The 26,185-nt window shown below is 72.0% G+C and carries 27 protein-coding genes and 1 tRNA gene; 18 read left to right on the top strand and 10 right to left on the bottom strand.

What is annotated here, in order from left to right:
- Window positions 1-54 precede the first annotated feature (54 nt).
- Window positions 55-633, bottom strand: a complete 579-nt coding sequence (locus ACZ41I_RS30470; protein ID WP_399776375.1) for a 5-formyltetrahydrofolate cyclo-ligase — start codon at window positions 631-633, stop codon at window positions 55-57.
- Window positions 634-770: 137 nt separating this feature from the next.
- On the opposite strand from ACZ41I_RS30470, the gene galU reads away from it, so the two are divergent.
- From galU to ACZ41I_RS30435, 7 genes are all read left to right on the top strand, one after another.
- On the top strand, window positions 771-1,682 hold the full coding sequence (gene galU, locus ACZ41I_RS30465; RefSeq protein WP_468515564.1) for a UTP--glucose-1-phosphate uridylyltransferase GalU: 912 nt from the start codon (window positions 771-773) through the stop codon (window positions 1,680-1,682).
- Window positions 1,679-3,001, top strand: a complete 1,323-nt coding sequence (glp, locus tag ACZ41I_RS30460) for a molybdotransferase-like divisome protein Glp (protein ID WP_399774263.1) — start codon at window positions 1,679-1,681, stop codon at window positions 2,999-3,001. Before galU ends, glp begins: the two co-directional genes overlap by 4 nt.
- An 85-nt stretch (window positions 3,002-3,086) precedes the next feature.
- A complete protein-coding gene (moaC, locus tag ACZ41I_RS30455; RefSeq protein ID WP_468515563.1) occupies window positions 3,087-3,566 on the top strand; it encodes a cyclic pyranopterin monophosphate synthase MoaC in 480 nt (159 codons plus the stop codon).
- Window positions 3,563-4,063 (top strand): MogA/MoaB family molybdenum cofactor biosynthesis protein, encoded by a 501-nt coding sequence (locus ACZ41I_RS30450; RefSeq protein WP_468515562.1) that lies wholly within the window; start codon window positions 3,563-3,565, stop codon window positions 4,061-4,063. The genes moaC and ACZ41I_RS30450 overlap by 4 nt, the downstream gene beginning before the upstream one ends.
- A gap of 20 nt (window positions 4,064-4,083) precedes the next feature.
- Window positions 4,084-4,707, top strand: a complete 624-nt coding sequence (locus tag ACZ41I_RS30445; RefSeq protein WP_399774253.1) for a GNAT family N-acetyltransferase — start codon at window positions 4,084-4,086, stop codon at window positions 4,705-4,707.
- Window positions 4,708-4,879: 172 nt separating this feature from the next.
- Window positions 4,880-6,148, top strand: a complete 1,269-nt coding sequence (gene sepX / locus ACZ41I_RS30440) for a divisome protein SepX/GlpR (protein WP_468515561.1) — start codon at window positions 4,880-4,882, stop codon at window positions 6,146-6,148.
- Between the two features lie 91 nt (window positions 6,149-6,239).
- Window positions 6,240-6,313, top strand: a tRNA-Ala gene (locus ACZ41I_RS30435).
- Window positions 6,314-6,362: 49 nt separating this feature from the next.
- Here ACZ41I_RS30435 and ACZ41I_RS30430 read toward each other — a convergent pair.
- Window positions 6,363-6,839: a GNAT family N-acetyltransferase gene (locus ACZ41I_RS30430; RefSeq protein ID WP_468515560.1), complete on the bottom strand. Its 477-nt coding sequence runs from the start codon at window positions 6,837-6,839 to the stop codon at window positions 6,363-6,365.
- Between the two features lie 81 nt (window positions 6,840-6,920).
- Between ACZ41I_RS30430 and ACZ41I_RS30425 the strand changes: the two genes are divergently transcribed.
- Entirely contained in the window at window positions 6,921-7,724 is an 804-nt protein-coding gene (locus tag ACZ41I_RS30425; RefSeq protein WP_468515559.1) for an exodeoxyribonuclease III, read from the top strand.
- Window positions 7,725-7,757: 33 nt separating this feature from the next.
- Here the strand turns inward: ACZ41I_RS30425 and ACZ41I_RS30420 are convergent, their stop codons facing one another.
- Complete coding sequence (locus tag ACZ41I_RS30420) at window positions 7,758-8,393, bottom strand: MerR family transcriptional regulator (RefSeq protein WP_468515605.1); 636 nt, start codon at window positions 8,391-8,393, stop codon at window positions 7,758-7,760.
- 176 nt (window positions 8,394-8,569) lie between these two features.
- Between ACZ41I_RS30420 and ACZ41I_RS30415 the strand changes: the two genes are divergently transcribed.
- From ACZ41I_RS30415 to ACZ41I_RS30400, 4 genes are all read left to right on the top strand, one after another.
- A complete protein-coding gene (locus ACZ41I_RS30415) occupies window positions 8,570-10,108 on the top strand; it encodes a flavin-containing monooxygenase (RefSeq protein ID WP_399774244.1) in 1,539 nt (512 codons plus the stop codon).
- Window positions 10,105-11,097 carry an alpha/beta fold hydrolase gene (locus ACZ41I_RS30410; protein ID WP_468515558.1) on the top strand — a complete coding sequence of 331 codons (993 nt, stop codon included), beginning with the start codon at window positions 10,105-10,107 and terminating at the stop codon, window positions 11,095-11,097. The genes ACZ41I_RS30415 and ACZ41I_RS30410 overlap by 4 nt, the downstream gene beginning before the upstream one ends.
- Window positions 11,094-11,978: an SDR family oxidoreductase gene (locus ACZ41I_RS30405; RefSeq protein WP_468515557.1), complete on the top strand. Its 885-nt coding sequence runs from the start codon at window positions 11,094-11,096 to the stop codon at window positions 11,976-11,978. Before ACZ41I_RS30410 ends, ACZ41I_RS30405 begins: the two co-directional genes overlap by 4 nt.
- 95 nt (window positions 11,979-12,073) lie before the next feature.
- The gene (locus ACZ41I_RS30400) at window positions 12,074-12,304 is read left to right on the top strand and encodes a hypothetical protein (RefSeq protein WP_468515556.1); all 231 of its coding nucleotides are present in this window, start codon (window positions 12,074-12,076) and stop codon (window positions 12,302-12,304) included.
- A gap of 119 nt (window positions 12,305-12,423) precedes the next feature.
- Here ACZ41I_RS30400 and ACZ41I_RS30395 read toward each other — a convergent pair whose 3' ends face one another.
- Window positions 12,424-16,026 carry a S41 family peptidase gene (locus ACZ41I_RS30395; protein WP_468515555.1) on the bottom strand — a complete coding sequence of 1,201 codons (3,603 nt, stop codon included), beginning with the start codon at window positions 16,024-16,026 and terminating at the stop codon, window positions 12,424-12,426.
- Window positions 16,027-16,205: 179 nt separating this feature from the next.
- Here ACZ41I_RS30395 and ACZ41I_RS30390 point away from each other — a divergent pair, with 179 nt between their 5' ends.
- The gene (locus ACZ41I_RS30390; RefSeq protein WP_363216784.1) at window positions 16,206-16,850 is read left to right on the top strand and encodes a TetR/AcrR family transcriptional regulator; all 645 of its coding nucleotides are present in this window, start codon (window positions 16,206-16,208) and stop codon (window positions 16,848-16,850) included.
- A gap of 104 nt (window positions 16,851-16,954) precedes the next feature.
- The gene (locus tag ACZ41I_RS30385) at window positions 16,955-19,159 is read left to right on the top strand and encodes an MMPL family transporter (RefSeq protein WP_468515554.1); all 2,205 of its coding nucleotides are present in this window, start codon (window positions 16,955-16,957) and stop codon (window positions 19,157-19,159) included.
- Window positions 19,160-19,237: 78 nt separating this feature from the next.
- Here the strand turns inward: ACZ41I_RS30385 and ACZ41I_RS30380 are convergent, their stop codons facing one another.
- On the bottom strand, window positions 19,238-19,570 hold the full coding sequence (locus ACZ41I_RS30380) for a hypothetical protein (protein WP_468515553.1): 333 nt from the start codon (window positions 19,568-19,570) through the stop codon (window positions 19,238-19,240).
- Between the two features lie 73 nt (window positions 19,571-19,643).
- Here ACZ41I_RS30380 and ACZ41I_RS30375 point away from each other — a divergent pair, with 73 nt between their 5' ends.
- The 4 genes from ACZ41I_RS30375 to ACZ41I_RS30360 all read left to right on the top strand — a co-directional run bounded on the left by ACZ41I_RS30375 (window position 19,644) and on the right by ACZ41I_RS30360 (window position 22,326).
- On the top strand, window positions 19,644-20,147 hold the full coding sequence (locus ACZ41I_RS30375; protein ID WP_468515552.1) for a YbaK/EbsC family protein: 504 nt from the start codon (window positions 19,644-19,646) through the stop codon (window positions 20,145-20,147).
- Window positions 20,148-20,152: 5 nt separating this feature from the next.
- Window positions 20,153-20,998 carry a DMT family transporter gene (locus tag ACZ41I_RS30370; RefSeq protein WP_363216780.1) on the top strand — a complete coding sequence of 282 codons (846 nt, stop codon included), beginning with the start codon at window positions 20,153-20,155 and terminating at the stop codon, window positions 20,996-20,998.
- Window positions 20,999-21,074: 76 nt separating this feature from the next.
- Window positions 21,075-21,968 (top strand): NAD(P)-dependent oxidoreductase, encoded by an 894-nt coding sequence (locus ACZ41I_RS30365; protein ID WP_468515551.1) that lies wholly within the window; start codon window positions 21,075-21,077, stop codon window positions 21,966-21,968.
- 82 nt (window positions 21,969-22,050) lie between these two features.
- On the top strand, window positions 22,051-22,326 hold the full coding sequence (locus ACZ41I_RS30360) for a DUF1876 domain-containing protein (protein ID WP_363216778.1): 276 nt from the start codon (window positions 22,051-22,053) through the stop codon (window positions 22,324-22,326).
- Here the strand turns inward: ACZ41I_RS30360 and ACZ41I_RS30355 are convergent.
- From ACZ41I_RS30355 to cbiQ, 5 genes are all read right to left on the bottom strand, one after another.
- On the bottom strand, window positions 22,316-23,518 hold the full coding sequence (locus ACZ41I_RS30355) for a serine hydrolase domain-containing protein (protein ID WP_399774225.1): 1,203 nt from the start codon (window positions 23,516-23,518) through the stop codon (window positions 22,316-22,318). The genes ACZ41I_RS30360 and ACZ41I_RS30355 overlap by 11 nt on opposite strands.
- A gap of 79 nt (window positions 23,519-23,597) precedes the next feature.
- A complete protein-coding gene (locus ACZ41I_RS30350; protein ID WP_363216776.1) occupies window positions 23,598-24,044 on the bottom strand; it encodes an organic hydroperoxide resistance protein in 447 nt (148 codons plus the stop codon).
- A gap of 168 nt (window positions 24,045-24,212) precedes the next feature.
- The gene (locus tag ACZ41I_RS30345; RefSeq protein WP_363216775.1) at window positions 24,213-24,677 is read right to left on the bottom strand and encodes a MarR family winged helix-turn-helix transcriptional regulator; all 465 of its coding nucleotides are present in this window, start codon (window positions 24,675-24,677) and stop codon (window positions 24,213-24,215) included.
- On the bottom strand, window positions 24,674-25,435 hold the full coding sequence (locus ACZ41I_RS30340) for an energy-coupling factor ABC transporter ATP-binding protein (protein ID WP_468515550.1): 762 nt from the start codon (window positions 25,433-25,435) through the stop codon (window positions 24,674-24,676). The genes ACZ41I_RS30345 and ACZ41I_RS30340 overlap by 4 nt, the downstream gene beginning before the upstream one ends.
- On the bottom strand, window positions 25,423-26,184 hold the full coding sequence (gene cbiQ / locus ACZ41I_RS30335) for a cobalt ECF transporter T component CbiQ (RefSeq protein ID WP_468515549.1): 762 nt from the start codon (window positions 26,182-26,184) through the stop codon (window positions 25,423-25,425). The genes ACZ41I_RS30340 and cbiQ overlap by 13 nt, the downstream gene beginning before the upstream one ends.
- Window position 26,185 lies beyond the last annotated feature (1 nt).

The raw sequence follows: 26,185 nt of genomic DNA, 5'->3' as shown, positions 1-26,185 counted from the left end.
GAAAACGGCCCTCCACGCACGCGTGGAGGGCCGTTTCGCCTACTTGGGGTCCGCTCAGGCGCCCGGGAAGCGGTGCACGCCGGAGGGTGTCACCACCGCGTGCACCGGCTTGTCGTGCGCCTCCGCCGGGACGTGTGCGACGACCTCCGTGTCGTACAGGAGCACCACGAGTCGGGGGCGTACGCCCGCGCGCTCCAGGCGGGCCAGTACGCGGTCGTACGACCCTCCACCACGCCCCAGGCGCATCCCGCGCGCGTCCACCGCGAGCCCGGGCAGCAGCACCACGTCCGCGGCCGTCACGGCGTCCGGACCGAGACGCGCGCCGGCGGGCTCGAAAAGCGCCATCTTCCCGCTGTGCCGGACCTGAGCAAGGGAGCCCGGGCCGGCGTATTCACCCCAGTCCAGGTCGTTGTCGGGCAGGAGCGCCGGGAGCAGGACACGCACGCCCCGCGCGCGCAGCGCGTCCAGCAGCGCCGCCGTGCCGGGCTCGCTGCCCACGGAGACGTACGCCGCCACCGTGCGCGCATGCGCCAGCTCGGGCAGTCCCAGTGCACGCTCCGCCAGCGCGCGGCCCGTCTCGCGGACGTCATCGTCGGTCAACCTGTTCCTCACCGAGAGGAACTCCCGCCGCAACCTCCGCTTGTCAGGCTCGCTCACGCGTCCTTGGTCTTCCACGGCTCGTCCTCGCACCCTTCCCGTGCAGAGCTATATAAGGGTCAACCAGCCGGAGCCACAGAAACGCTGCAAAGGCACCGGATAAGGTTGCGGGCATGACTCAGTCGCACCCCAGGATCAGCAAGGCTGTCATTCCGGCGGCAGGTCTCGGTACCCGGTTCCTGCCGGCGACCAAGGCCACTCCCAAGGAGATGCTGCCGGTCGTGGACAAGCCGGCGATCCAGTACGTGGTCGAGGAGGCCGTGTCGGCGGGGCTCGACGACGTCCTCATGATCACGGGGCGCAACAAGCGTCCTCTGGAGGACCACTTCGACCGCAACTACGAGCTGGAGTCGGCGCTCGGCAAGAAGGGTGACGCCGAACGGCTCGCGAAGGTGCAGGAGTCCAGCGACCTGGCGACCATGCACTACGTGCGCCAGGGAGACCCCAGGGGGCTGGGCCACGCGGTGCTGTGCGCCGCGCCGCACGTCGGCCACGAGCCCTTCGCGGTGCTCCTGGGTGACGACCTGATCGACCCGCGCGACCCGCTCCTGCAGCGCATGATCGAGGTCCAGGAGCAGCACGGGGGCAGCGTGATCGCCCTGATGGAGGTCGCGCCCGAGCAGATCCACCTCTACGGCTGCGCGGCCGTGGAGGCGACCGCCGACGGTGACGTCGTGCGGGTCACCGGTCTGGTCGAGAAGCCGGACACGGCGGACGCCCCGTCGAACTACGCGGTCATCGGCCGTTACGTCCTCGACCCGCACGTCTTCGACGTGCTGCGCAGGACCGAGCCGGGCCGCGGCGGCGAGATCCAGCTCACCGACGCGCTCCAGCAGCTCGCGACGGACGAGAAGACCGGCGGCCCGGTGCACGGTGTCGTCTTCAAGGGCCGCCGCTACGACACCGGCGACCGGGGCGACTATCTGCGTGCCATTGTCAGACTCGCGTGCGAACGTGAAGACCTGGGCCCGGACTTCCGGACCTGGCTTCGCAGTTACGTAGCCGAGGAGATGCAGCAGTCTTGAGCAGCGCCGCGACCCACCCCGCCGGCCCGGACCAGCTGTGGTCGGTGGACGACCACCTGGAGGACATCCTCTCGACGGTCCGCCCCCTCGAACCCATCGAGCTGCAACTGCTCGACGCCCAGGGCTGCGTCCTGGTCGACGATGTCACGGTGCCGGTGTCCCTGCCGCCGTTCGACAACAGCTCCATGGACGGGTACGCGGTGCGGGTCGCGGACGTCGCCGGCGCCGGCGAGGAGTTCCCGGCCGTCCTGGAGGTCGTCGGTGACGTCGCGGCAGGCGCGGCCGACCCGGTCCGGGTCGGCCCCGGCCAGGCCGCCCGCATCATGACCGGCGCTCCGCTGCCGCCCGGCGCCGAGGCCGTCGTCCCGGTGGAGTGGACCGACGGCGGACTCGGCGAGGGCCCGGTGAACGGCATGCGGGCGCGCAGCCTCGCCCCCGAGGGCGCCGAGGGGCACGTGCGCGTGCACCGCCCCGCCGAGGCACGCGCGCACGTGCGCGCCAAGGGCAGCGACGTGAAGGCCGGCGACCGCGCCCTGGAGGCCGGCACGATCCTCGGCCCGCCGCAGATCGCGCTGCTGGCCGCGATCGGCCGCGGGACGGTACGCGTGCGCCCGCGCCCGCGCGTGGTCGTCGTGTCCACCGGCAGCGAACTCGTCCAGCCCGGCGAGGAACTGGCCGGCGGCCAGATCTACGACTCCAACAGCTTCGCCCTGACCGCGGCCGCGCGGGACGCCGGCGCCATCGCCTACCGGGTGGGCGCCGTCGCCGACGACGCCGACACCCTCCGCTCCACCATCGAGGACCAGCTCGTCCGCGCCGACCTGCTGGTGACCACGGGCGGCGTGAGCGTGGGGGCGTACGACGTGGTCAAGGAGGCGCTGTCGTACGCCGGTGACGAGGACGAGGCGGGCAGCGGCGTGGAGTTCCGCAAGCTCGCCATGCAGCCCGGCAAGCCCCAGGGCTTCGGCTCCATCGGCCCCGACCACACACCGCTGCTGGCCCTGCCGGGCAACCCCGTGTCGTCGTACGTCTCCTTCGAGCTGTTCGTCCGTCCCGCCATCCGCGCCCTGATGGGCCTCACGGACGTGCACCGGCCCCGTGTCCGCGCCACCCTGAAGGCGGACAAGGCGCTGCACTCGCCCCAGGGGCGCCGGCAGTTCCTGCGCGGTGCCTACGGTGACGGCGAAGTGACCCCCGTGGGCGGCACCGGCTCGCACCTGATCGCCGCGCTGGCGCACGCCGACGCGCTGATCGTCGTGCCCGAGGACACGGAGTCCGTCGAGCCCGGCGCCGAGGTGGAGGTGGTCCTGCTCGGCTGAGCCCTGCTGGTTGGCGGTACCGTGTCGCGCACAGCAGGCCCGTGCACCGCACTGTGACGGGCCCGGACCGGGAGCGGCACACAGCATGAGTACGCAGGACGGACTGACGCACATCGACGAGGCGGGCGCGGCCCGCATGGTCGACGTATCCGAGAAGGACGTGACCGCGCGCACCGCCCGCGCCAGCGGCCGCGTCCTCGTCTCACCCCGCGTGGTCGAGCTGCTGCGCGGCGAGGGGATGCCCAAGGGGGACGCACTCGCCACCGCGCGTATCGCAGGCATCATGGGCGCCAAGCGCACCCCGGATCTGATCCCGCTGTGCCACCCGTTGTCGGTGTCCGGTGTGAAACTGGATCTGTCGGTCGCGGACGACGCCGTGCAGATCCAGGCCACCGTGAAGACGACGGACCGCACGGGCGTCGAGATGGAGGCCCTCACCGCCGTGACGGTCGCCGCCCTCACCGTGATCGACATGGTCAAGGCGGTCGACAAGGGAGCGGTCATCACGGACGTACGGGTGGAGGAGAAGACGGGCGGCAAATCGGGCGACTGGAGCCGGGCATGACCTACCGCGCTCTGGTGGTCACCGCCTCGAACAGGGCTGCCGCGGGTGTCTACGAGGACAGGGGCGGCCCCCTGATCGCGGACGGCCTCAAGCGCTTCGGCTTCGACGTCGACGGGCCGCAGGTCGTCCCCGACGGCGATCCCGTGCAGGCGGCCCTGCGCGCGGGAGCCGACGCCGGGTACGACGTCATCGTCACCACCGGCGGTACCGGGATCTCGCCCACCGACCGCACGCCCGAGGCGACCCGCGCGGTGATCGACCACGAGGTGCCGGGCATCGCGGAGGCCATCCGGGCGTTCGGACGGGAGAAGATTCCCGCCGCGGCGCTCTCCCGGGGCCTGGCCGGGGTGGCGGGACGGACCCTGATCGTCAATCTGCCGGGCTCCACGGGCGGGGTGAAGGACGGCCTCGCCGTGCTGGAACCCCTGCTGGTCCACGCCGTCGACCAGATCCGCGGCGGCGACCACCCCAGACCCAACAGCGGGGGTGCGAGCTGAACAGCCTTTCCTGGCCCGTCGTGCTGGTGGACGGCGATGTCGTCCTCCGCCCGATAAAGCTGCGCGACCAGCGGGCCTGGCGCGAGGTGAACCGGCGCAACCGCGACTGGCTGCGCCCCTGGGAGGCGACCATTCCGCCGCCCACGCCGAGCGGGCCGATCACGCACCGGCCGACCTACCGCCAGATGGTCCGGCACCTGCGCTCCGAGGCCAACGCGGGCCGGATGCTGCCGTTCGTCATCGAGTACCAGGGGCGGCTCGTCGGGCAGCTGACGGTCGCCGGGATCACCTGGGGATCGATGTGCTCGGGGCACATCGGCTACTGGGTGGACGAGGCCGTGGCCGGACGCGGCGTGATGCCGACGGCCGTCGCGCTCGTGGTGGACCACTGTTTCCGCGCGGTCGGACTGCACCGCATCGAGGTCTGCATTCGCCCCGAGAACCGGCCCAGCCGCCGGGTCGTGGAGAAACTCGGATTCCGTGAGGAGGGGCTCCGGCCGCGTTATCTGCACATCGACGGGGCCTGGCGCGACCATCTGGTGTTCGCGCTCACCGCGGAAGAGGTGCCCGACGGGTTGCTCGCGCGGTGGCAGCGGGCACGCTCCCAGCAGGTGCGGCAGAAACCCCAGAGCACGGGAAATTGAATACATGTTCGAAATAGATCGGATGTTGACCGCCTCGGAGCATTGAATTCGGTCCTGAGGCGGTCCGCTGATCGCATCGGTCGCAAAAGAAGCTGGAAATATCAGCCAGATCGTGCGACACACCGGCCCAATTGGCAGATGGCCTCATGCAAACCCCTCTACGGTGTGAGACGTGAGCAGCAGCGGCCTCATCTACGCAGTCATTGTCGGGGCCTGGGCCGCCTACTTGGTGCCGATGTGGCTCCGTAGGCAGGACGAGCTGAACGAGGCCCGTCCGACGGAACGCTTCAGCACCGCCATCCGGCTGCTGTCCGGACGGGCGGGAATGGAGCGCCGGTACGCCAAGGACCTGCGGGCGCGCTCCACCCAGGAGGGGGAGCCGGACACCGATCCGGACGCCGTCACCGACTCGGTGGACGTCCGGGCCTTCGCCATGCCTCCGACCCGCCGTCACGTGCATGCCGACGCCGAACTCGACGCGCCCGGGAAGGCGGACCCGGCACGCGAGCAGGCCGCCGGACCGGCGCCGAAACCCGCGCCCGCGCCTGACGCCGTGCCACCCTCCGGCGCCATGGCCCCCTCCGGTATCGCGTCCGCGACCAGCACCGCGCCCGCGTCCGGCTCCGTGCCGGCGCAGAAGCGAGTGCCGTCGGCGCGGCGTGCGCCCTCGGCGCAGGCGGCCGCAGCGCGCGCCCAGCGCTCGAAGGTCCTCGCGCGCCGCCGGCGCACCACGGTGGTGCTCTTCCTCGCCTTCACCTTCGGCGCCATCGTCGCCGCCGTCGGCGGGCTCACCTTCCTGTGGGCGCCGGCCGTACCGGCCGTGCTGCTCAGCGCGTACATCGCATACCTGCGCTCCCAGGAACGCCGCCGCTTCGCCTACCAGATGGACCGCCGGCGCGCCGAGGACGCCGCCCAGCGGCTGCGGGAGCGCGAGCGTCAGCCGCGTCGGCGCGCACCCGTCGAGGCGGGTGCCGCCGCGGACGAAACGGAGGAGGCCCCTCAGGTCGAGACGGACACCGGGCTCGCCGCGCTCGCCGCGGACCGGCGCGCCCTGGTCGAGCAGACGGACCATGCCGAGTGGGTGGACCAGCAGCGCGAGCGGCAGCGGCGGCCCGGCGGGGACAGCTGGGACCCGGTGCCGGTGCCCCTGCCGACGTATGTGACCGCGCCCGTCGCCCCGCGCGCCACGTCCGACGTGGACCTGGGGGCGCCCGGCACCTGGAGTTCGGCGCGCTCCAGCTCGGTCGCTCCGGAGTACGAGACGGGTCACGCGCCGCAGGCCGCAGCGGCCGAGCCGGCGCCCGCGGCCGAGGGCAAGCCCGCCGACGGTCGCAGCGACGCGCGCCGCGCGGCCTCCGCGCGCCGCGCGCGCGAGCGTGGCGGCACGCCCCTCTTCGATCAGTACGAGGACGGCGACCGTCCGCGCGCGGCCAACGAGTGACGGCCGCCACACCTCGGGAAGGCGTGCTGACCAGTCAGGGAGCGGATTTCCAAGCACCCCGATCGGGATGCTAAAGTTTCACTCGTTGCAAGGGCCTGTGGCGCAGTCCGGTAGCGCACCTCGTTCGCATCGAGGGGGCCAGGGGTTCAAATCCCCTCAGGTCCACGCAGCGTGAAGCCCCGGTCGACGTAAGTCGACCGGGGCTTCATCGTCTTCACAGCCGCTTGGCGAAGCAGCGGCTCTCCTCGTGGTGACGGTAGTAGCCGAACTTGGCGCACGGCTCGTAGCCGCTGGACGTGTACAGGGCGATGGCCTCCGGCTGCTTGGAGCCCGTCTCCAGGACCATGCGGACGCGGTCGGCCATGCGGGCGCCCTCCTCCAGCTCCGCCAGGATCCGGCGGGCCAGGCCCCGGCCGCGCATCTCCGCTATGACGAACATCCGCTTCAGCTCGGCGTCGCCGTCCAGGTTGCCCTCCTCGTTGCGGTCCCGGCTGCGCCAGCCGCCGGTGGCCACGGGGCGGTCGAACTCGTCGTACGCGATCAGAAAGACGCCGTGGGGCGGGTCGAAGTCCGCCGTGTCGAGGACGGTGGCGTCGCCGTCGTCGCCGTAGCGCTCGGCGTACTCGGCCTGGACCTCGTCGTTGAGTTTGACGGCGTCGGGGTGATCGAAACGAACACGACGTATATTCATGCTGGGCATCGTACTTCTATGCGAGGGTCGGGGTGCTGGACGTTTTCCGGGCCCCGACCAGTGTGCCGGTATCGTGCCCTGGTGCTGACTGTGACCTCGGTGAACGTGAACGGGCTGCGAGCCGCCGCCAAGAAGGGCTTCGTGGAGTGGCTCGCGCAGACCTCCGCGGACGTCGTCTGCCTGCAGGAGGTGCGCGCCGAGCCGCATCAGCTGCCCGAGGAGGTGCGGCAGCCCGACGGCTGGCACGTCGTGCACGCTCCGGCAGCCGCCAAGGGCCGCGCCGGCGTCTCCCTCTACACCCGGCGTGAGCCCGACCGTGTCCGCGTCGGTTTCGGCTCCGCCGAGTTCGACGGCAGCGGCCGCTACGTCGAGGCCGACCTGCCCGGCGTCACCGTCGCCTCCCTCTATCTGCCCTCCGGTGAGGTCGGCACCGAGCGGCAGGACGAGAAGGTCCGCTTCATGGGCGAGTTCCTCGGCCACCTCAAGGAGCTGCGCGAGCGGACCGCCGCCGACGGCCGCGAGGTGGTCGTGTGCGGCGACTGGAACATCGCCCACCAGCAGGCCGACCTCAAGAACTGGCGCGGCAACACCAAGAACTCCGGCTTCCTGCCCGAAGAGCGGGAGTGGCTCGGCCGGGTGCTCGCCGCCGAGGAGGGCGGCTACGTCGACGTCGTACGGGCCTTGCACCCGGATGTCGAGGGGCCGTACACCTGGTGGTCGTACCGGGGGCGGGCCTTCGACAACGATGCAGGATGGCGCATCGACTATCACGTGGCCACGCCCCGTCTCGCCGGCAAGGCCGTCAAGGGCTTTGTCGAGCGCGCTGCCACCCACGCCGAGCGCTGGTCCGACCACGCGCCGGTGACGGTCGTCTACGACCTGTAGGCGCGCGGCCGCCGGCCATGCGCCGGGGCGCGTTCACATGTCGTGCGCGCCCGTCTCCTTGGCGAGCCGGCGGTCCAGGGCCAGGGACAGTTCTGCCTCCACCACGCTGCGGGCAAGGGGACGCAGGCGGTGCAGGTCCTCTCTGGGGGCGTGGCGGAGGATCAGGTCGGTGAAGAGTTCGGCCAGGGCATCGGCGTGTTCGCGGACACGGGCGGCGGCCGTGAGCACCTCGCCGAGCGGGATGCCCTCGCGGACCAGTGCGGAGGAGACGTCCAGCAGGCGGCGGCTGATGTGGACGATCTCGTCGCCGTCGGTGCCGAGGTAACCCAGCTCCAGGGCGGCGGCGAGGTTCTCGGGGGTGACCTCGCCCTCGAAGCGGGCGGCGAGTTCCTCGGGGGTGAGGCGGACCGGCTCCTCCTCGCTCGGGGTGCCGACGCCGAGCAGGTCGGCGACGTTCCGGCCCTGGTCGAGGGCCTCCGCGAGTTCCGCGATGCCGTTCAGTGTGTGGCCGCGTTCCAGCAGGGCCGCGATGGTGCGCAGACGGGCCAGGTGGTGGTCGTCGTACCAGGCTATGCGGCCCTCGCGCCGGGGTGGGGGGATCAGCTTGCGCTCGCGGTAGAAGCGCAGGGTGCGCACGGTGATGCCGGCCAGGCGCGCCAGCTCCTCCATGCGGTACTCGTGCCCGGCTCCCTGGTGTTCTGCGTCCTCTGCCACGTCCGCAGCCTATGGTGTACCGCCGGTAACTTCCTTCCCGCGCCCCCTACCGCTCGGTACGGAGCTGCTCTACAGTCCCATTGCGCCAGTGTTCACTGGCAGAGTCCGAGGCGATGCGTGGAGGCTCCGGGATGGCCGAGCACGAGCATGTACGGGTGGCGGTGATCGGGTCCGGATTCGGCGGGCTGGGGGCCGCCGTGCGGCTGCGCCGCGAAGGAATCACCGACTTCACCGTCCTGGAGCGGGCGGACGGCGTCGGCGGCACCTGGCGGGACAACAGCTACCCCGGGTGCGCCTGCGACGTGCCCTCCCACCTCTACTCCTTCTCCTTCGCCCCCAACCCCGACTGGCCGCGCACCTTCTCCGGACAGCAGCACATCCGCGCCTACCTGGAGCACGTCACCGACCTCTACGGGCTGCGCCCGCACATCCGCTTCGACTCCGAGGTCAAGCTGATGAGGTGGGACGGCGAGCAGCTGCGGTGGGAGATCGAGACCGCGCGCGGGACGCTCACCGCCGATGTCGTCGTCTCCGCCACCGGGCCGCTGTCCGACCCGAAGATCCCGGAGATCCCGGGCCTGGAGACCTTCCCGGGCAAGGTGTTCCACTCCGCCCGCTGGGACCACGACTATGATCTGCGCGGCAAGCGCGTCGCCATGGTCGGCACCGGTGCCTCCGCCATCCAGATCGTGCCGTCCATCCAGCCGCAGGTCGGCCGGCTCACCCTCTTCCAGCGCACCCCGCCCTGGGTCATGCCCCGAGTCGACCGCGCCATCAGCGGCGCCGAGCGCCTGCTGCACCGGTCGGTCCCCTTCACCACCCAGCTCAGGCGCGGCCTGCTGTGGGGCATCCGTGAGCTGCAGGTCCAGGCGTTCACCAAGCATCCCGACGAGCTCGGACTCGTCGAGAGGCTCGCCAAGCGCAACATGGCCCGTGCCATCAAGGACCCGGCCCTGCGCGCCAAGCTCACCCCCGACTACCGCATCGGCTGCAAGCGGATCCTGCTGTCCAGCACGTACTACCCGGCGCTGGCCAAGCCGAATGTGGACGTCGTCGCCAGCGGGCTCAGTGAGATCCGCGGCTCCACCGTCGTCGCGGCCGACGGCACCGAGGCCGAGGTCGACGCGATCATCTTCGGTACGGGCTTCCGCGTCACGGACATGCCGATCGCCGAGCGGGTGATCGGGGCCGAGGGCATCACGCTCGCGGAGTCCTGGAAGAACGGCATGCAGGCGCTGCGCGGCGCCGCGGCCGCCGGATTCCCGAACTGGATGACGATCATCGGGCCCAACACCGGCCTCGGGAACTCCTCCATGATCCTCATGATCGAGTCCCAGCTGAACTACATGGCCGACTATCTGCGCCAACTGGACGTCCTGGGGTTCCCCGCAGGCCCTCAAGGCACGGGGGGAGGCCGTACGGCCCTCGACGCCCGGCCCGCGGCCGTCGAGGACTGGAACCGCACGGTCCAGGAGCGCATGAAGCGCACCGTGTGGAACACCGGCGGCTGCACCAGCTGGTACCTGGACGCGAGCGGCCGCAACACCACCATCTGGCCCGGTACGACGACCGAGTTCCGCCGTGCGACCCGGCGGGTGGACCTGGGGGAGTACGAGGTCATCCGCAAGCCGGCAGCAGTGCCCGGGAAGCAGAGCGAGGCCGTCGCATGAGTCGCCGCACCCCCCTCACCTCCGTCACCTCCGGCCCCTACGCCCCGCCGGTCCCCTCTCGTGAACTCACCGTCGTCTCCGCCGACGGCGCGCGGCTGCACGTCGAGGTGCACGGCCCCGACGACGCGCCCCCCGTTGTCCTCTCCCACGGCTGGACCTGCTCGACCGCCTTCTGGGCGGCGCAGATACGGGACCTGGCGACCGACCACCGGGTGATCGCGTACGACCAGAGAGGGCACGGGCGTAGTCCCGCAAGCCCGGCGTGCACGACCCACGCGCTGGCGGACGACCTGGAAGCGGTGCTCGCGCAGACGCTCGCGCGCGGGGAGAAGGCGCTGATCGTCGGCCACTCCATGGGCGGCATGACGGTCATGGCCGCAGCCGCGCGGCCCCGGTTCCGGGAGCACGCCGCCGCCGTCCTGCTGTGCAGCACCGGCAGCTCGCGGCTGGTCGCGGAGTCGCGTGTGGTGCCGTTGCGCGCCGGGCGTGTGCGGACCTGGATCACGGGGCGCGTGCTCGGCTCGCGCGCCCCGCTCGGACCGGTCACGCCGGTCGCGAAGAGCATCCTCAAGTACGCCACCATGGGTGCCGGTTCCGCCCCGCACATGGTGGAGGCGTGCGCGCGGATCGTGCACGCCTGCCCGCGCGCCGTGCGCCACGCCTGGGCCTCCGTGCTGGAGGCGCTCGATCTCGACCACGGCGTACGGGAGTTGCACGCGCCCACCGCGGTGGTGCACGGCGCGTCCGACCGGCTCACGCCCCTCGTGCACGCCCGTGCGCTGGTCGCGGCGCTGCCGCACTGCGCCGGCCTCACCGAACTGGCCGGCGTCGGCCACATGACCCCCATCGAGGCTCCCGACCTGGTGACCGGCAGGATCCGGGAACTCGTCACCACGTACGTCACCGTCAGCGGGACCGACCCCGAGGACGAACCCGGTGAGCGCGGCGAGCACCGTTCCACCCCGGCGCAGATCAAGGAGGGCGCATGAGCAGGGTCAGCCTCGAAGGACAGGTCGCGGTCGTCACCGGAGCGGCGCGCGGAGTCGGTGAGCTCCTGGCGCGCAAGCTCTCCGCGCGCGGCGCGAAGGTCGCGCTGGTCGGGCTGGAGGAGGAGGCGCTCAAGGAGGTCTCCTCGCGCCTGCACAGCGACAGCGCCCACTGGTATGCCGACGTCACCGACCACGAGACGATGAGCCGGGTCGCGCAGGAGGTGAAGGCGCGGTTCGGGAAGGTCGACATCGTGGTGGCCAACGCCGGTGTGGCGACGGGCGGTCCGTTCGCCGACTCCGATCCGCAGGCGTGGCGGCGCGTGATCGAGGTCAACCTGATCGGCTCGGCGGTGACCGCGCGGGCGTTCCTGCCGGTGCTCGTGGAGAGCCGGGGCTATCTGCTGCAGATCGCCTCGCTCGCCGCGATCACCCCGGCGCCGATGATGACGGCGTACTGCGCGTCCAAGTCGGGTGTGGAGGCGTACGCGCACAGTCTGCGCGCCGAGGTCGGCCACCAGGGCGTGCGCGTCGGCGTCGGCTACCTGTCCTGGACCGACACCGACATGGTGCGCGGCGCCGACCAGGACGACGTCATGCGGGAGTTGAGGCAGCGGCTGCCGTGGCCGTCCAACAAGACGTACCCGCTGGGGCCGGCGGTGGACCGGCTCGTCGCCGGGATCGAGCGGCGCTCGGCGCATGTGTACGGGCAGTGGTGGCTGCGTGGCATGCAGGGCGTGCGCGGGTATCTGCCGACGCTCATCGGGACGGTCGGGCAGCGCGAGATGAAGCGGTTCGCGCCGCGTCTGCAGGGGATGCGCTCGGGGCTCGTCGGTGCAGGTGGGGCGGCGGACGAAGCGGCGCGCGCTACCCACCGTGACTGATCCACATGCACACCGTGGTCGGCCGTGTGAATCTGGGTGAGGCCCCACCGAGGGGCCGATTCCCCACACCTCACCCACCACGGGAGTGAACCCACATGGGTATGAAGGACAAGGCCAACGAGTGGCAGGAACAGGGCAAGCAGAAGCTCGGTGAGGCCCGTGAGCGGGCCGGCCAGCAGCAGCCCCAGCGTGGCCAGCAGCCTCAGCGCGGCCAGCAGCAGCCCCAGCGTGGCCAGCAGACCCAGCGCGGTCGCGAGAACATGCGTGACATCGAGGACACGGAAGCGGAGATGGAAGACCGCTTCGACCGGGACTACGACGCGTAGTCGCTGCGCTCGGCTCCGGCCGGTTCGGCGTGGGGCGCCCTTCTTCGTGGAGGGCGCCCTGCGTGTGTTTGCGGGGCGGTTTCCCCCTCGTCGAAAGGCTAATGGCGTGCGTCGAAAGGCTAATGGCGTGGCGGCAGCTTGGGGCGGGAGCGGTCGGGGACCTCGCTGTAGTCGGGGGGGACGGCCGCCGGGTTGGACTCCAGGAGTTCCAGGGCGAGCTGGACCGCGTCGTCGAGCTGGGCGTGGCGGCCCTCCGCCCAGTCCAGGGGGGTGCGCAGGATCTCCAGATCGGGGGCGACGCCGTGGTTCTCCACGGACCAGCCGTAGGCGTCGAACCAGGCCGCGTTCATCGGCACCGTGATGACCGTGCCGTCGCCCAGCCGGTGGCGGCCGGTCATGCCGACCACGCCGCCCCAGGTGCGCTGCCCGACCACCGGGCCGAGCTTCAGCAGCTTGAAGGCGGCCGTGATCATGTCGCCGTCGGAGGAGGTCGCCTCGTCGGCAAGGGCCACGACCGGGCCCCTCGGCGCGTTCGAGGTGTACGACACCGGCTGTGCGTCCCTGGTCAGGTCCCAGCCCAGGATCGTCCGGGTCAGCTTCTCGATGACGAGTTCGCTGATGTGCCCTCCCGCGTTGCCGCGCACGTCCACGATCAGGGCCGGCCGGGACACCTCCATGCGCAGGTCGCGGTTGAACTGGGCCCAGCCGGAACCGCCCATGTCGGGGATGTGCAGGTAGCCGCACTTGCCGCCGCTCAATTCCCGGACGACCTCCCGGCGTTTGGCCACCCAGTCCTGGTAGCGCAGCGGCCGTTCGTCGATCAGCGGGACGACGGCGACCCGGCGGGCCCGGCCCGGCTGCCCCTGAGGCGGGGCGAACGTCAGCTCCACGGTCGTACCCCCGGAGCCGGCGAGGAGCGGATACGGCCCTGTCACGGGATTCACCGGGCGGCCGTCGACGTGGGTGAGGACGGCGCCCTCGCGGATGCCCGTGCCGGCCAGCGGTGAGCGGGCCTTGGAGTCGGAGGAGTCGCCGGGCAGGATGCGTTTGACGATCCAGCCCTCTTCCCGGTGCACGAAGTTGGCGCCGAGGAGGCCCTGCCAGCGCTGGTAGTGGGGCGGGCCCTCGTTGCGGCGGGCGGCGGTGACGTAGGCGTGCGAGGTGCCCAGTTCGCCGAGGACCTCCCGCAGCAGATCGGCGAACTCGTCGGGGGAGGCGACCCGTTCGACGAGCGGCCGGTACTGGTCCAGCACCGCGTCCCAGTCGACGCCGCTCATGCCCGGGTCCCAGAAGTAGGCGCGGATGATCCGTCCCGCCTCGTCGTAGGCCTGACGCCACTCGGCGGGCGGGTCGGCCGCATGGAGGAGGCGGCGCAGGTCGATCCAGACGGTCGTGTCGCTGTCGCCGAGCTCCGTGGCGGGGACCGCGCGCAGTTCGCCCTCGTCGACGACGACCAGGCGGGTGCCGTCGCCGCTGACCGTGAACCAGTCCAGGTCGTCGACGAGTTCGGACTTCTTCGCCTTGGTGATGTTGAAGTACTCCAGGGTCGGGCGGCCGCTGATGTCGGAGGGGTTGGCGAACGTCTCGCCGAGCGCGCCGGAGATCGGCCAGCGCAGCCAGACCAGGCCGCCGCCGGCGACCGGGTACAGCGCGGAGTACTTGGAGGCGATGACCGGGAACGGTGTGACCCGCATCGCCAGGCCCTCCACCTCCACGGTCACCGTGCCGGCCTCGCCCGTCTCCTCGTCCTCGACCGGGTCGAGCCCGCCGGCAGCCGGACGGCCCTCGGGGTTGAGGGCGAAGGGGGAGGGGGTCGCCGAGTTCAGCGGGACGAGGTACGGGCGGCAGCCGAGCGGGAAGGACAGGTCGCCGGTGTGGACGTCGTAGACCGGGTCGAAGCCGCGCCAGGAGAGGAAGGCGAGATAGCGGCCGTCGCGGGTGAAGACGGGGTTCTCGTCCTCGAAACGGCCGTTGGTCACGTCCACGATCAGCCGGTCCTTGATGCGGGCCAGCTTGATCTGGCGCAGGGAGCGGCCGATGCCCGGGTGGGACCAGGCGAGCCAGGCGCCGTCCGGCGAGAAGGCGAGGTCGCGGACGGGGCCGTTGACGGAACGGATCAACTCGGTGACCGGGCCTCCGGCGGCTTGCCCGGGTCCGGTGCCCTGCTCTGCGGCGGCAGTTGCGGTCCCGGTCCCCTGCGCGTCGGCGTCTGCTGCGGTCCCGGTCCCTTGTTCGCCGGCGTCTGCTTCGCTTCCGGTCGCCTGTACATCGGCACTCGCCGCAGCCCCGGCGCCCTCCTCGCTGCTCCCGCCGCCTTGACCGCGACCCTCCGTCTCCTCGGCCCCCTCGACGTCCTCACCGCCCTCTGCTTCCTCGGCACCCCCGCCGCCCTCTGTGGCCTCGTCCCGGCCCTCTGCTTCCTCCCCCGCCCCGGCGCCCTCTGCCTCCCCGGCACCCCCGCCGCCTTCTCCCACCTCGACCGCCCCGCCACCCTCCCCCTCCCCCGCATCGATCAGCAGCAGCCGCCCGTCGTGTGAAGCGATCGCCAGCCGTTCGCCCGAGGGGTCGCAGACCATCTCCAGGACCCGGCCCAGTGCGCCGGAGGCGAGCCGGCGGGGCGTGCGGTCGCCGGTGGCGCGGGGGAGCTGGGCGATCTCGACGGCGTCCTCGCCCTCCGCGTCCGTCACATACGCCACCTGGCCGGTCGTGCCCAGCATCTCCGGCAGCCGTACCCGCACCCCGGGCGTGTCGGTGATCGTACGGGCGGGGCCGTCGCGGTGGGTGAGCCAGTACAGGCTGCCGCGTACGACGACGGCGCTGGCCCGGCCGGTGTCGTCCACGGAGATGCCGTCGACGTGCTGCGCGGCCGGCACCTGGTACCGGCGGCGCCCGGTGGCCGGCCCGCTGAGGCGGATGTCCAGCTTGCGCGGTACGGCGTCCGGGGAGAGGTCGTCCACCAGCCACAGGTCGCCGGCGCACTGGTAGACCACCCGGCTGCCGTCGCCGGCGGCGTGCCGGGCGTAGAAGGCGTCGTGGTCGGTGTGGCGGCGCAGGTCGGTGCCGTCGTGGGCGCAGGAGTAGAGGTTGCCGACGCCCTCGTGGTCGGAGAGGAAGGCGATCCGGCCGGCGACGAACATGGGGCAGGCCAGATGGCCGCCGAGGTCGGGCAGGAGACGTTGCCCGTGCAGCCAGAGGCGGCCCATGGCGCCGCCGCGGTAGCGCTTCCAGGAGGCCGGTTCGTGCGGCGGGGTGCCGGTGAGCAGCAGGGTCTTGTGCTGTCCGTCGATGTCGGCGACCTGGATGTCGGCGACCGGACCCCAGGGCAGCTTGCGGCCGGGGTCGCCGTCGGGGGACACCTTGTAGGCCCAGGTGTAGTAGGAGAAGGGTTCGCCGTGGGAGGCGACGGCCAGGATGTCGGCGTCGCCTTCTCCTTCGGGGGGTGTCCATCCGCAGACCTGCGTGTCGGTGCTGCCCCAGTACGTCAGCTGCCGCGCGGGGCCGCCGTCGACGCCCACGAGGTGGATCTCGGGCACGAGACTGCGCCAGGTCGTGTACGCGATACGGCGGCCGTCGGGCGAGAACCGGGGGTGCCCGGCCTTCGTGCGGTCCGCCGTGAGCCGCCAGGCCCGTCCCGGGGCGTCGAGAGGGGCCAGCCACAGGTCGTCCTCGGCCACGAAGCACAGCAGGTCGCCGCTGAGGTGGGGGAAGCGCAGATAGCTCACCTCCCCATGCTTTTCCGCGCACGGGGGTGCAGCAACTCGTGCGTCCTTCACGGTCGTGACCTTATGCGTCCTTCACGGCCGTGACCCAGGGCACGTACGAAACCGTTTCGTTTCGCAGTCGGCCCGGGGTATCTTCATGGTGTACGAAGCAGCAGGGACCGGAGCGGAAGGTGAGTGGCATGACCGAAGCCGCATCCCAGGGCGCGGCGTCAGCCGCTCCGGCGCAGCCGGTGCTCGCACCGGGGCGTCGCAGCCGGATCACCCCCGAGCGCGAGGCCGAGTTGTACGAGGCCGTGCTCGACCTGCTCCGCGAGGTCGGCTACGACGCCCTCACCATGGACGCCGTCGCCGCCCGCACCCGCTCCAGCAAGGCCACGCTCTACCGCCAGTGGGGCGGCAAGGCCGAACTGGTGGCGAAGGCGGTGCGGCACAACAAGCCGGGCCGGGTCGGGGACGTCGACACCGGGTCGCTCAGGGGCGACCTGCACGCCCTCACGCTGGCCTCGGACGACTGCGAGATGGAGCAGAACTCCGCGCTGATGCGCGGACTGGCCATGGCCGTCCACAGCAATCCGGATCTCCTGCGGGCGTTCCGGGACCATCTCATCGAACCGGAGATGGCGGAGTTCCGCCGCGTGCTGCAACGGGCGATCGACCGGGGCGAGGTCCGTGCGGACAACCCCGCGATCGACTACGTGATGCACATGATGATCGGCGGGTTCGCCGCCCGCACGATGATCGACGAGCAGCCGCCGACGCAGGCCTTCCTCCTGTCGTACATCGACGCCGTGGTCCTCCCCGCCCTCGGCGTCTCCACCGGCTGACCCCTCTCCCCAGCAAGCCCACCACCTGACGTCACCGCTCACGTCGTCGGGCTGATCACCCCTGCCCTGATGAACCCCACGACCTGACCGGGAGTACGCCTCACATGGCCACGTTCCTCTACAGAATCGGCCGGCTCGCCTTCCGGCGACGCCACTTCGTCGCCCTCATATGGGTCGCGCTGCTCACCCTCGCCGGGGTGGGCGCCGCCTCTGCGCCGGCCGCCGGCACCACGTCCTTCTCCATCCCCGGCACCGAGGCCCAGAAGGCCTTCGACCTGCTGGAACAGCGCTTCCCCGGGATGAGCGCCGACGGCGCCACCGCGCGCGTCGTCTTCAAGGCGCCCGGCGGCGGGAAGATGACCGACCACGAGAACAAGGCGACCGTCGAGAAGACGGTCGAGGAGCTCCGGCGCGGCTCCGAGGTCGCCTCCGTCGCCGACCCCTACACCAGGCACGCCGTCAGCAGGAACGGCACGATCGCCTACGCCTCGGTGAAGTACAAGGTCTCCGGCATGGAGCTGGAGGACTCCTCCAAGGACGCCCTGAAGCAGGCCGCGCAGCACGCGCGGGACGCCGGGCTGACCGTCGAGATCGGCGGTGACGCGCTGCGCGCGAGCCCGGAGACCGGCTCCAGTGAGGTCATCGGCCTCGCGATCGCCGCCGTCGTCCTCGTGATCACCTTCGGCTCGCTGCTCGCGGCCGGATTCCCGCTGCTCACCGCCGTCATCGGCGTCGGTATCGGCGTCTCCACGATCACCGCGCTCGCCAGCGCCCTGGATCTCGGCTCCACGACCTCCACGCTGGCGTCCATGATCGGCCTGGCCGTCGGTATCGACTACGCCCTGTTCATCGTCTCCCGCTACCGCGCCGAACTGGCCGAGGGCCGCGAGCGCGAGGACGCGGCCGGACGCGCCGTCGGCACGGCCGGCTCGGCGGTGGTCTTCGCCGGCCTCACCGTCGTCATCGCCCTGGTCGGCCTGTCGGTCGTCGACATCCCGATGCTGACCAAGATGGGCGTCGCGGCGGCGGGCACGGTCGCCGTCGCCGTCCTCATCGCGCTGACGATGATCCCGGCGCTGCTGGGCTACGCGGGCCGCAGGATCAAGCCGGCGGGTGAGAAGAGCAAGCTGCTCGGCGGCGGACGCGCGCCGAAGAAGCCGGGCCGGCCCAACATGGGCACCCGCTGGGCGAGCTTCGTCGTACGGCGTCCGGTGGCCGTCCTCCTGCTCGGCGTGCTCGGCCTCGGCGCCGCGGCGATCCCGGCCGCCTCCCTGGAGCTGGGACTGCCCGACGACGGCTCCCAGCCCGCCTCCACCACCCAGCGCCGCGCCTACGACCTCCTCTCCGAGGGCTTCGGGCCGGGCTTCAACGGCCCGCTGATGGTCGTGGTCGACGCCAAGGACAGCGCCCGCCCCAAGGCCGCCTTCACCGAGGTCGGCGACGAGATCAAGGGCCTGAAGGACGTCGTCACCCTCACCCCGGCCCTGACCAACAAGGCCGGCGACACCGCGACGATCACCGTCGTACCGGGGTCGAAGCCGTCCTCGCACACCACCGAGGACCTGGTGCACGCCATCCGCGGCAAGGGCGCGGACATCACCGCGAAGACCGACGCCAAGGTGCTGGTCACCGGCTCGACGGCGATGAACATCGACGTCTCGCAGAAGCTGAACGACGCGCTCCTGCCCTACCTCGCCCTGGTCGTCGGCCTGGCCTTCCTGCTGCTGATCGTGGTGTTCCGCTCGGTCCTCGTCCCGCTGAAGGCGGCGCTCGGCTTCCTGCTGAGCGTGCTCGCGGCGCTCGGCGCCGTGGTCGCGGTCTTCCAGTGGGGCTGGCTGTCGGGCCTGATGAACGTCGAGCAGACCGGGCCGGTCATGTCGATGATGCCGATCTTCATGGTGGGTGTGGTCTTCGGCCTCGCGATGGACTACGAGGTCTTCCTCGTCACCCGGATGCGGGAGGCGTTCGTCCACGGCGAGACGCCGGGCCAGGCCGTGGTCACCGGATTCAAGTACGGCGCGCGGGTCGTCACGGCCGCCGCCGTCATCATGATCGCCGTCTTCTCCGGCTTCATCGGCTCCACCGAGTCGATGATCAAGATGATCGGCTTCGGTCTCGCGATCGCCGTCTTCTTCGACGCGTTCATCGTGCGCATGGCCATCGTCCCGGCGGTGCTCGCGCTGCTCGGCAGTCGGGCCTGGTGGCTGCCGAAGTGGCTCGACCGCGCCCTGCCGAACGTGGACGTCGAGGGCGAGGGTCTGCGCACCCCGTCCGGCAGGGAGGAGGAGCGGGAGCTGGTACGGGCCTGACACACCGCTTCCGGCCGGCAGCGACCGGCCGGTGAGGGTTCCGTGGGGACGGGACCGGCCCTCACCGGCCGGTCTTCCTCATGCCCGGGGGGAAGGTTCCGCCCACGGATGTCCCGGACCGGTCGTCCTCAGCCGGAACTTCGGGCAGACGTCCGGGTCGTCGTCCTCGTAGAGGTACGTTCGCTTGGCATCCGTGGCGATCGACAGCTTGTCGAGGGTGTCGCCGTTCAGGAAACTGCGCGGCTCGGTGAAGGAGAGCTGCACGCGCGCGTGGGCTTCGGGGCCGGTACCGGACTGCACGGACCAGGTGCCCGACCCGTCGAACGTCGCGCCCATGGGCCGGGCCGCCGCGACGGCACGGCCCTGAACGTCCGTTCTGGTGCACGCCAGGTAATGACAGAGCCGCCGCATGATCACAGTCGAGCCCCGGTGGCCGGTGAAACCACCGTGAGGGCGGCCGGAGCGATGCCGTAGCGTGCCGTGCATGACGACGACCGCGACCGACACCGGAGAGTCCGGAGCCCATCCCCGGTTCGCCGAAGCGATGCGTGCGCTCGGGCTGCACGACGTCCTCGCGCGCATCCGGCGGTTCCCGGAGGCCACCCGGACCGCCGCCGGGGCCGCCGCCGCGATCGGGTGCGAGCCGAGCCGGATCTGCAAGTCGCTGGTCTTCGCCGCCGACGAGGTTCCGGTGCTGGTGCTGATGGACGGTGCCTCGCGCGTGGACGTGGAGCGGCTGCGCGAGGAACTGGGCGCCGGGAAGGTCGGCCGGGCCGACGCCGGCGTCGTACGCGGGACCACCGGGTACGCCATCGGCGGCGTGCCGCCCTTCGGGCACCGCACACGCACGCGTGTCCTCGCCGACCGCTCGCTGCTCGCGCACGACCTGGTGTGGGCGGCGGCCGGCACGCCGTACACCGTCTTCCCGATCGAGCCGAAGGCGCTCGTGGCCCATGCCGGCGCCGACCTGGTGGACGTGCGCGAGTAGACCGCGTGACGCCGCTCGTCGCAGCCGCCGTCCTGTTCGCCGCGGTGACCCACGCCAGCTGGAACGCCATCGCACACCGCATCACCGACAAACTGGTCGGATTCACCCTGATCTCCGGGGGCGGGCTGCTGATCGGACTCGCGATCGCGCCGTTCACGGCCTTCCCGGCGGGACCCGCCTGGCCGTACCTGCTGGTCTCGGCCCTCGTGCACATCGTCTACTACGCCCTGCTGATGACCTCGTTCCGGCTCGGCGACTTCGGGCAGGCGTACCCCATCGCGCGCGGCAGCGCCCCGCTCGTGGTCACCGTGCTGGCCGCTGTTTTCGCGCACGAGGTGCCCGGGGCCTGGGCGCTGGCCGGGATCGCCGTGTCCTGTGTGGGGCTCATGGGCGTCAGCCTGTGGGGGCTGCGGGGACGCCGGCCCGACTGGGCGGCGATCGGCGCGGCCTTCGCGACCGGGCTGACCATCGCGCTGTACACCGTGACCGACGGCCTGGGCGTGCGGGCCGCGCACGCGCCGCTCGGGTACATCGCCTGGCTCATGGCCGTCCAGGGAGCCGTCATCCCCGGCTGCATGTACGCACGCGCGCGTGCCGACACCGTCCGGCTCCTCCGGCCGTACGCTGCCCTCGGCCTCCTCGGCGCGGCCCTCTCGGTCGCCGCGTACGCCCTGGTCCTGTGGGCCCAGACCCGCGCGGAACTCGCGCCGGTCGCCGCGCTGCGCGAGTCCTCGATCATCGTCGGGGCCGCGATCGGTGCGGTGTTCTTCAAGGAACGGTTCGGGGCACCCCGGATCGCGGCGGCCGGACTGCTGGTCGTGGGCATCGGGTTGATGATGCACGGGGGGTAGGCGGGCAGCCCGGTGGGGACGGGTAGCCCGGTGGTGAGGAACATCCGGGCAGCAACAGGAACGACAGGGAGCCGTCATGACCGACAAGCCGACCGTCAGCGTGCTGGGCACCGGCATCATGGGGGCCGCGATGGCCCGCAACCTGTGCCGTGCGGGGCTGGAGGTGCGGGCGTGGAACCGCACGCGTGAGAAGGCCGAGCCGCTCGCCGCCGACGGCGCCCGGATCGCCGCCACCCCCGCCGAGGCCGTCGAGGGCGCCGACGTCGTCCTGACGATGCTCTACGACGGCAACACCGTCCTCGACGTCCTGCGCGAGGCCGCACCGGCCCTGCGGCCCGGCACGGTGTGGGCACAGTGCACCACCGTCGGCGTCGATCTGATCGGCGACCTGGCCGCCTTCGCCCGCGAACACGGACTCGTCCTCTACGACGCACCCGTCCTCGGCACCAAGGAGCCCGCCGAGGCCGGCCGGCTGACCGTGCTGGCCGCCGGGCCCGGGGAGGGGCGGGAGACGGTCGCGCCCGTCTTCGACGCGGTCGGCGCGAAGACCGTGTGGACGGGGGACGACGGCGGCGCCGGCAGCGCCAGCCGGCTGAAGCTGGTGGCCAACAGCTGGGTGCTTGCCGCCACCGCCGCCACCGGTGAGGTCCTTGCCCTCTCCCGGGCCCTCGGCGTGGATCCGCAGGGCTTCTTCGACCTCATCGAGGGCGGCCCGCTCGACATGGGCTATCTGCGGGCCAAGGCCGCGCTGGTGCTCGACGGCAAGCTGTCCCCGCCGTCGTTCGCGGTGGCCACCGCGGAGAAGGACGCCCGTCTCATCGTGCGGGCCGCCGAGCGCGGCGGCGTACGGCTGGACGTCGCCGCCGCCGCAGCGGAACGGTTCGCGCGTGCCGCCGCGTCGGGCCACGCGGACGAGGACATGGCCGCCGCGTACTTCGCCAGCTTCGACGAGCCGGGCAGGAAGGCGTGACCCGTCCCGCCGAGGTGACGTTCCCCGCGCACGGGAGCACCCTGGAAACAGCTGGAATCAGCTGTCCCCGGAGGTGGTCGTCATGATGCACACAGCTGTCGGATGGCATGTCGAGCTGGAGTTCATGGAGGACGAGCAGCACACCAAAGCGGTGGCTCTGGTGCGCTTGCCCGACGGTACCGAGGTACGGGCACACGGCCACGCCACCCGGCACCGCGTCGACGCCAACCAGCCCAGGGTCGGCGAGGAGATCGCCGGCGCACGTGCCCTCAACGAACTGGCCATGCAACTGCTGACCAAGGCACACGACGAGATCGACGCGGAGTCCGGCCGGACCTCGCACACGATCAACGTGTGACAGCGCCGTCCATGACGCCGTGCGTACGGCCCTGTGCGAGCGCCGCGCGTACCGCCCGTACCAGCGCCTGCGCCCGCGGGTCCGCCGTCACGCTCTTCCGGAAGCCGTTGGTGACATAGCCGAAGGCGATGCCGGTCTCCGGGTCGGCGAAGGCCAGGGCGCCGCCCCGGCCCGGGTGACCGAAGGAACCGGGGGAGAGCAGCGGGGAGGCGGCGCCGTGCAGCATGTGGCCGAGGCCGAACCGGGTGCCGACCACCAGGACCCGGTCCGGCCCGGCGGACTGCTCGGTGCGGGCCAGTGCGCCCGTCTCCGGGGTGAACAGGCGGATGCCGCCGTCGACGTCGCCGATGAGCGAGGCGTAGAAGCGGGCCAGCCCGTCGGCGGTGGCGATGCCGTTGGAGGCGGGCAGCGCGGCCGCACGGTAGGCGGGGTCGTTCTCGTCGGGGAGCGGTGTGATCGCGGCGAACGCGCGCCGGGTCAGCGAGTCCGGGTCGGCGTAGGCCTCGGCCACCGCGCGCTTGGGGCGGGTCTTCAGGCCCCCCACGGCCTCGGGCGCCTCGGCCGGACCGACGCGCCCGACGCGCGCGTGCTCCGACTCCGGCAGGCCCAGCCACAGGTCGGCGCCGACGGGCCCGGCGATCTCGTCCGCGATCCACGCGCCGGCCGGACGGCCGGTGATGCGCCGGATCAGTTCGCCGGTGAGCCAGCTGTAGGTCTGGGCGTGATAGCCGTGGTCCGTGCCCGGCTCCCACACCGGCGCCTGCGCGGCGACCGCCGCGGCGCCCAGGTCGGGATCGGCGGCCTCGGCGGGAGTCAGCGGGCGGTCCAGCACGGGCACGCCGGCGCGGTGCGCGAGCAGGTGCCGGACGAGGGTGCGTTCCTTGCCGGCCGCCTTGTACTCGGGCCAGTACGCGCCGACCGGGGCGTCCAGGTCCAGCTCGCCGCGCTGGTGCAGGAGCAGGAGCGCGGCGGCCGCCACACCCTTGGTGGCGGAGCGCACGATCTGCGCGGTGCCGGGCTCCCAGGGAGCCGCGCCGTCCACGTCCCTGGTGCCGGCCCACAGATCGACGACCCTGTGGCCGTCGCGGTACACGGCGACGGCCGCGCCGCGCTCCCCGAGCAGCGCGAAGTTCGCGGCGAACGCCTCCCTGACCGGCTCGAAGCCCTCGGCCACTGTGCCGTTCACGTCCACGTTCGCCGTCCTTTCGGTCTGTCCCTCGCCTGCGACAGTGGGTGCAACGCGGCCCGGGTGCCTGCGATTCCTCGGTGGATCAGCCCAGCAGGATCGTTACGTCGATGTTGCCGCGCGTCGCGTTGGAGTACGGGCAGACCTTGTGCGCCGCGTCCACCAGCTGGGCCGCCAGATCCGGGTCCAGGACCGGCAGGGAGACGCTGAGGGCGACCGCGAGGCCGTAGCCGCGCTGCCGGTTCGGGCCGATGCCGACCTTGGCGGCGACCGTGGAGCCGGTCAGGTCGTAGCCCGCGCGGTTGCCGACGAGGATCAGCGCGTTGTGGAAGCAGGAGCTGTAGCCGGCCGCGAACAGCTGCTCCGGGTTGGTGCCGTTGCCGTCGCCGCCCAGCTCCGCAGGCATGGCGACCTTCAGCTCGATCCGGCCGTCCTGGCTGGTGACATAGCCGTCGCGACCGCCGTGGGCGGTGGCCTCGGCGACGTACATGATCTTCGTCGGACGGGTGTCGACAGCGGTGTCCTCGGTCATGGCAGGCCTCCCCCGGAACAAGTGGTGCACAAGTACATCGTGCACAAGGTACTGGCCGGTTGGTCAACGGGAGGGACTCGGGGGGTGGCAACCGGGGGTAACGCCGGATCAGCGGGAGGCGTGCGGGGTCAGCGGGAGGCGCGCGGGACCAGCGGGAGGCGCGCGGAATCAGCGCCGGTCGGCCGCCGCGCCGGCGCGCTCGGTGAGCTTCCACAACTCCTCGCGCAACCGCGCGACCTCGGGGCCGCCGAGGCCCGTGGTGGTGAGAAGGGCGCCCGGTACGCGCGCCGCGCGCTCTCGGAGTTGCTCTCCGCGACCCGTGCACGCGACAAGCACCGAGCGCTCGTCGTCGGCCGCGCGCTCCCTGCGGACCAGACCCGCCCCCTCCAGCCGCTTGAGCAGCGGCGAGACGGTCCCGTAGTCCAGCCGCAGGGCGCGCGCCAGTTCCTTCACGCTGGTCTCGCCGCGCTCCCAGAGCACCAGCAGCACGAGGTACTGCGGATAGGTGAGGCCGAGGTCGTCCAGAAGTGGACGGTATGCGGCGGTCACGGCGCGCTGCGCGGCGTACAGCGCGAAGCACAGCTGGTCGTCCAGCAGCAGCGACCCCTCTGCGGCGCGGTCCTCGTTCGTCACGCGCCCATTGTCACGGACTTCGGGTCGAAGCCGAACGGCAGCTCCAGGCGGTGTGCTCGCATCAGCTCCTCGTCCGAGAGCAGCCCGGCGGTCGGGCCGTCGGCCGCGATCACGCCGTCGCTGAGGACGAGGGAGCGCGGGCACAGCTCCAGGGCGTAGGGGAGGTCGTGGGTGACCATGAGGACGGTGACGTCCAGGGAGCGCAGGATGTCGGCGAGTTCGCGGCGGGAGGCCGGGTCGAGGTTGGAGGACGGCTCGTCGAGGACGAGGATCTCCGGCTCCATGGCGAGCACGGTGGCCACGGCCACGCGCCGGCGCTGGCCGAAGGACAGGTGGTGCGGCGGCCGGTCGGCGAAGTCCTGCATGCCGACCCGCTCCAGGGCGGTGCGCACCCGCTCCCGGAGCGCGGCCCCCTTGATCCCGGCGGCGGCCGGCCCGAACGCCACGTCCTCCCGCACGGTCGGCATGAACAACTGGTCGTCCGGGTCCTGGAAGACGATGCCGACCTTCTGCCGGACGGCGGCCATGTGCTGCTTGCCGACGGGCAGCCCGGCCACCGTCACCGTGCCGGTGCCGCCGCCCAGGATGCCGTTGAGGTGGAGCACCAGGGTGGTCTTGCCGGCGCCGTTCGGGCCGAGCAGCGCGACCCGTTCCCCACGCGCGATCGTGAAGTCGACGCCGAACAGCGCCTGGTGGCCGTCGGGGTAGGCGAAGGCGAGGCCGGAGACCTCCAGGGAAGCAGTACTCACAGGACCCATCCCAGCAGACAGACGACAAGGGCGGCGCAGGGGAGGGCGAGAGCGTGCCGCCACTGCGCGCCGGACGCGGTCACCTCGTCGATGACCGGCATGGAACCGGTGTAGCCGCGGCTCACCATGGCCAGGTGCACGCGCTCCCCGCGCTCGTAGGAGCGGATGAACAGCGCACCGGCGGACTTGGCGAGCACGCCCCAGTGCCGCACGCCCCTGGCCTCGAAGCCGCGCGACTCACGGGCGATCCGCATGCGGCGCATCTCGTCGGTGATGACGTCGCCGTAGCGGATCATGAAGGAGGCGATCTGGACCAGCAGGGGCGGGAGTTTCAGCCGCTGCAGGCCCAGCAGCAGTTCGCGCAGCTCGGTGGTGGCGGCCAGCAGCACGGAGGCCGCGACACCGAGCGTGCCCTTGGCGAGCACGTTCCAGGCGCCCCACAGGCCGTTCACGCTGAGCGAGAGGCCGAGCACATGCACCCGCTCGCCCTGAGCCACGAACGGCATGAGCACCGCGAACGCCACGAACGGCACCTCGATCAGCAGCCGCCCCAGCAGGAAACCGGCGGCCACGCGCGCGTGGCGCGCGACGCCGGCGAGCAGGACGGCGTACAGCGCGAACGCCCACATCGCCTCGCGCGGGGTCGACACGACCACCACCACGAACAGGAAGGCGGCGGCGAGCTTGGTGTGCGGCGGCAGGCCGTGCACGGGCGAGTGCCCGTGCCGGTACAGCCTGTGCGCGTGCCCGGCTCCCATG

Source organism: Streptomyces sp. NPDC030799 (genome assembly GCF_055572255.1).
The sequence above is the reverse complement of the archived record's forward strand: the minus strand, read 5'-3'. Positions and strand labels throughout refer to the sequence as shown.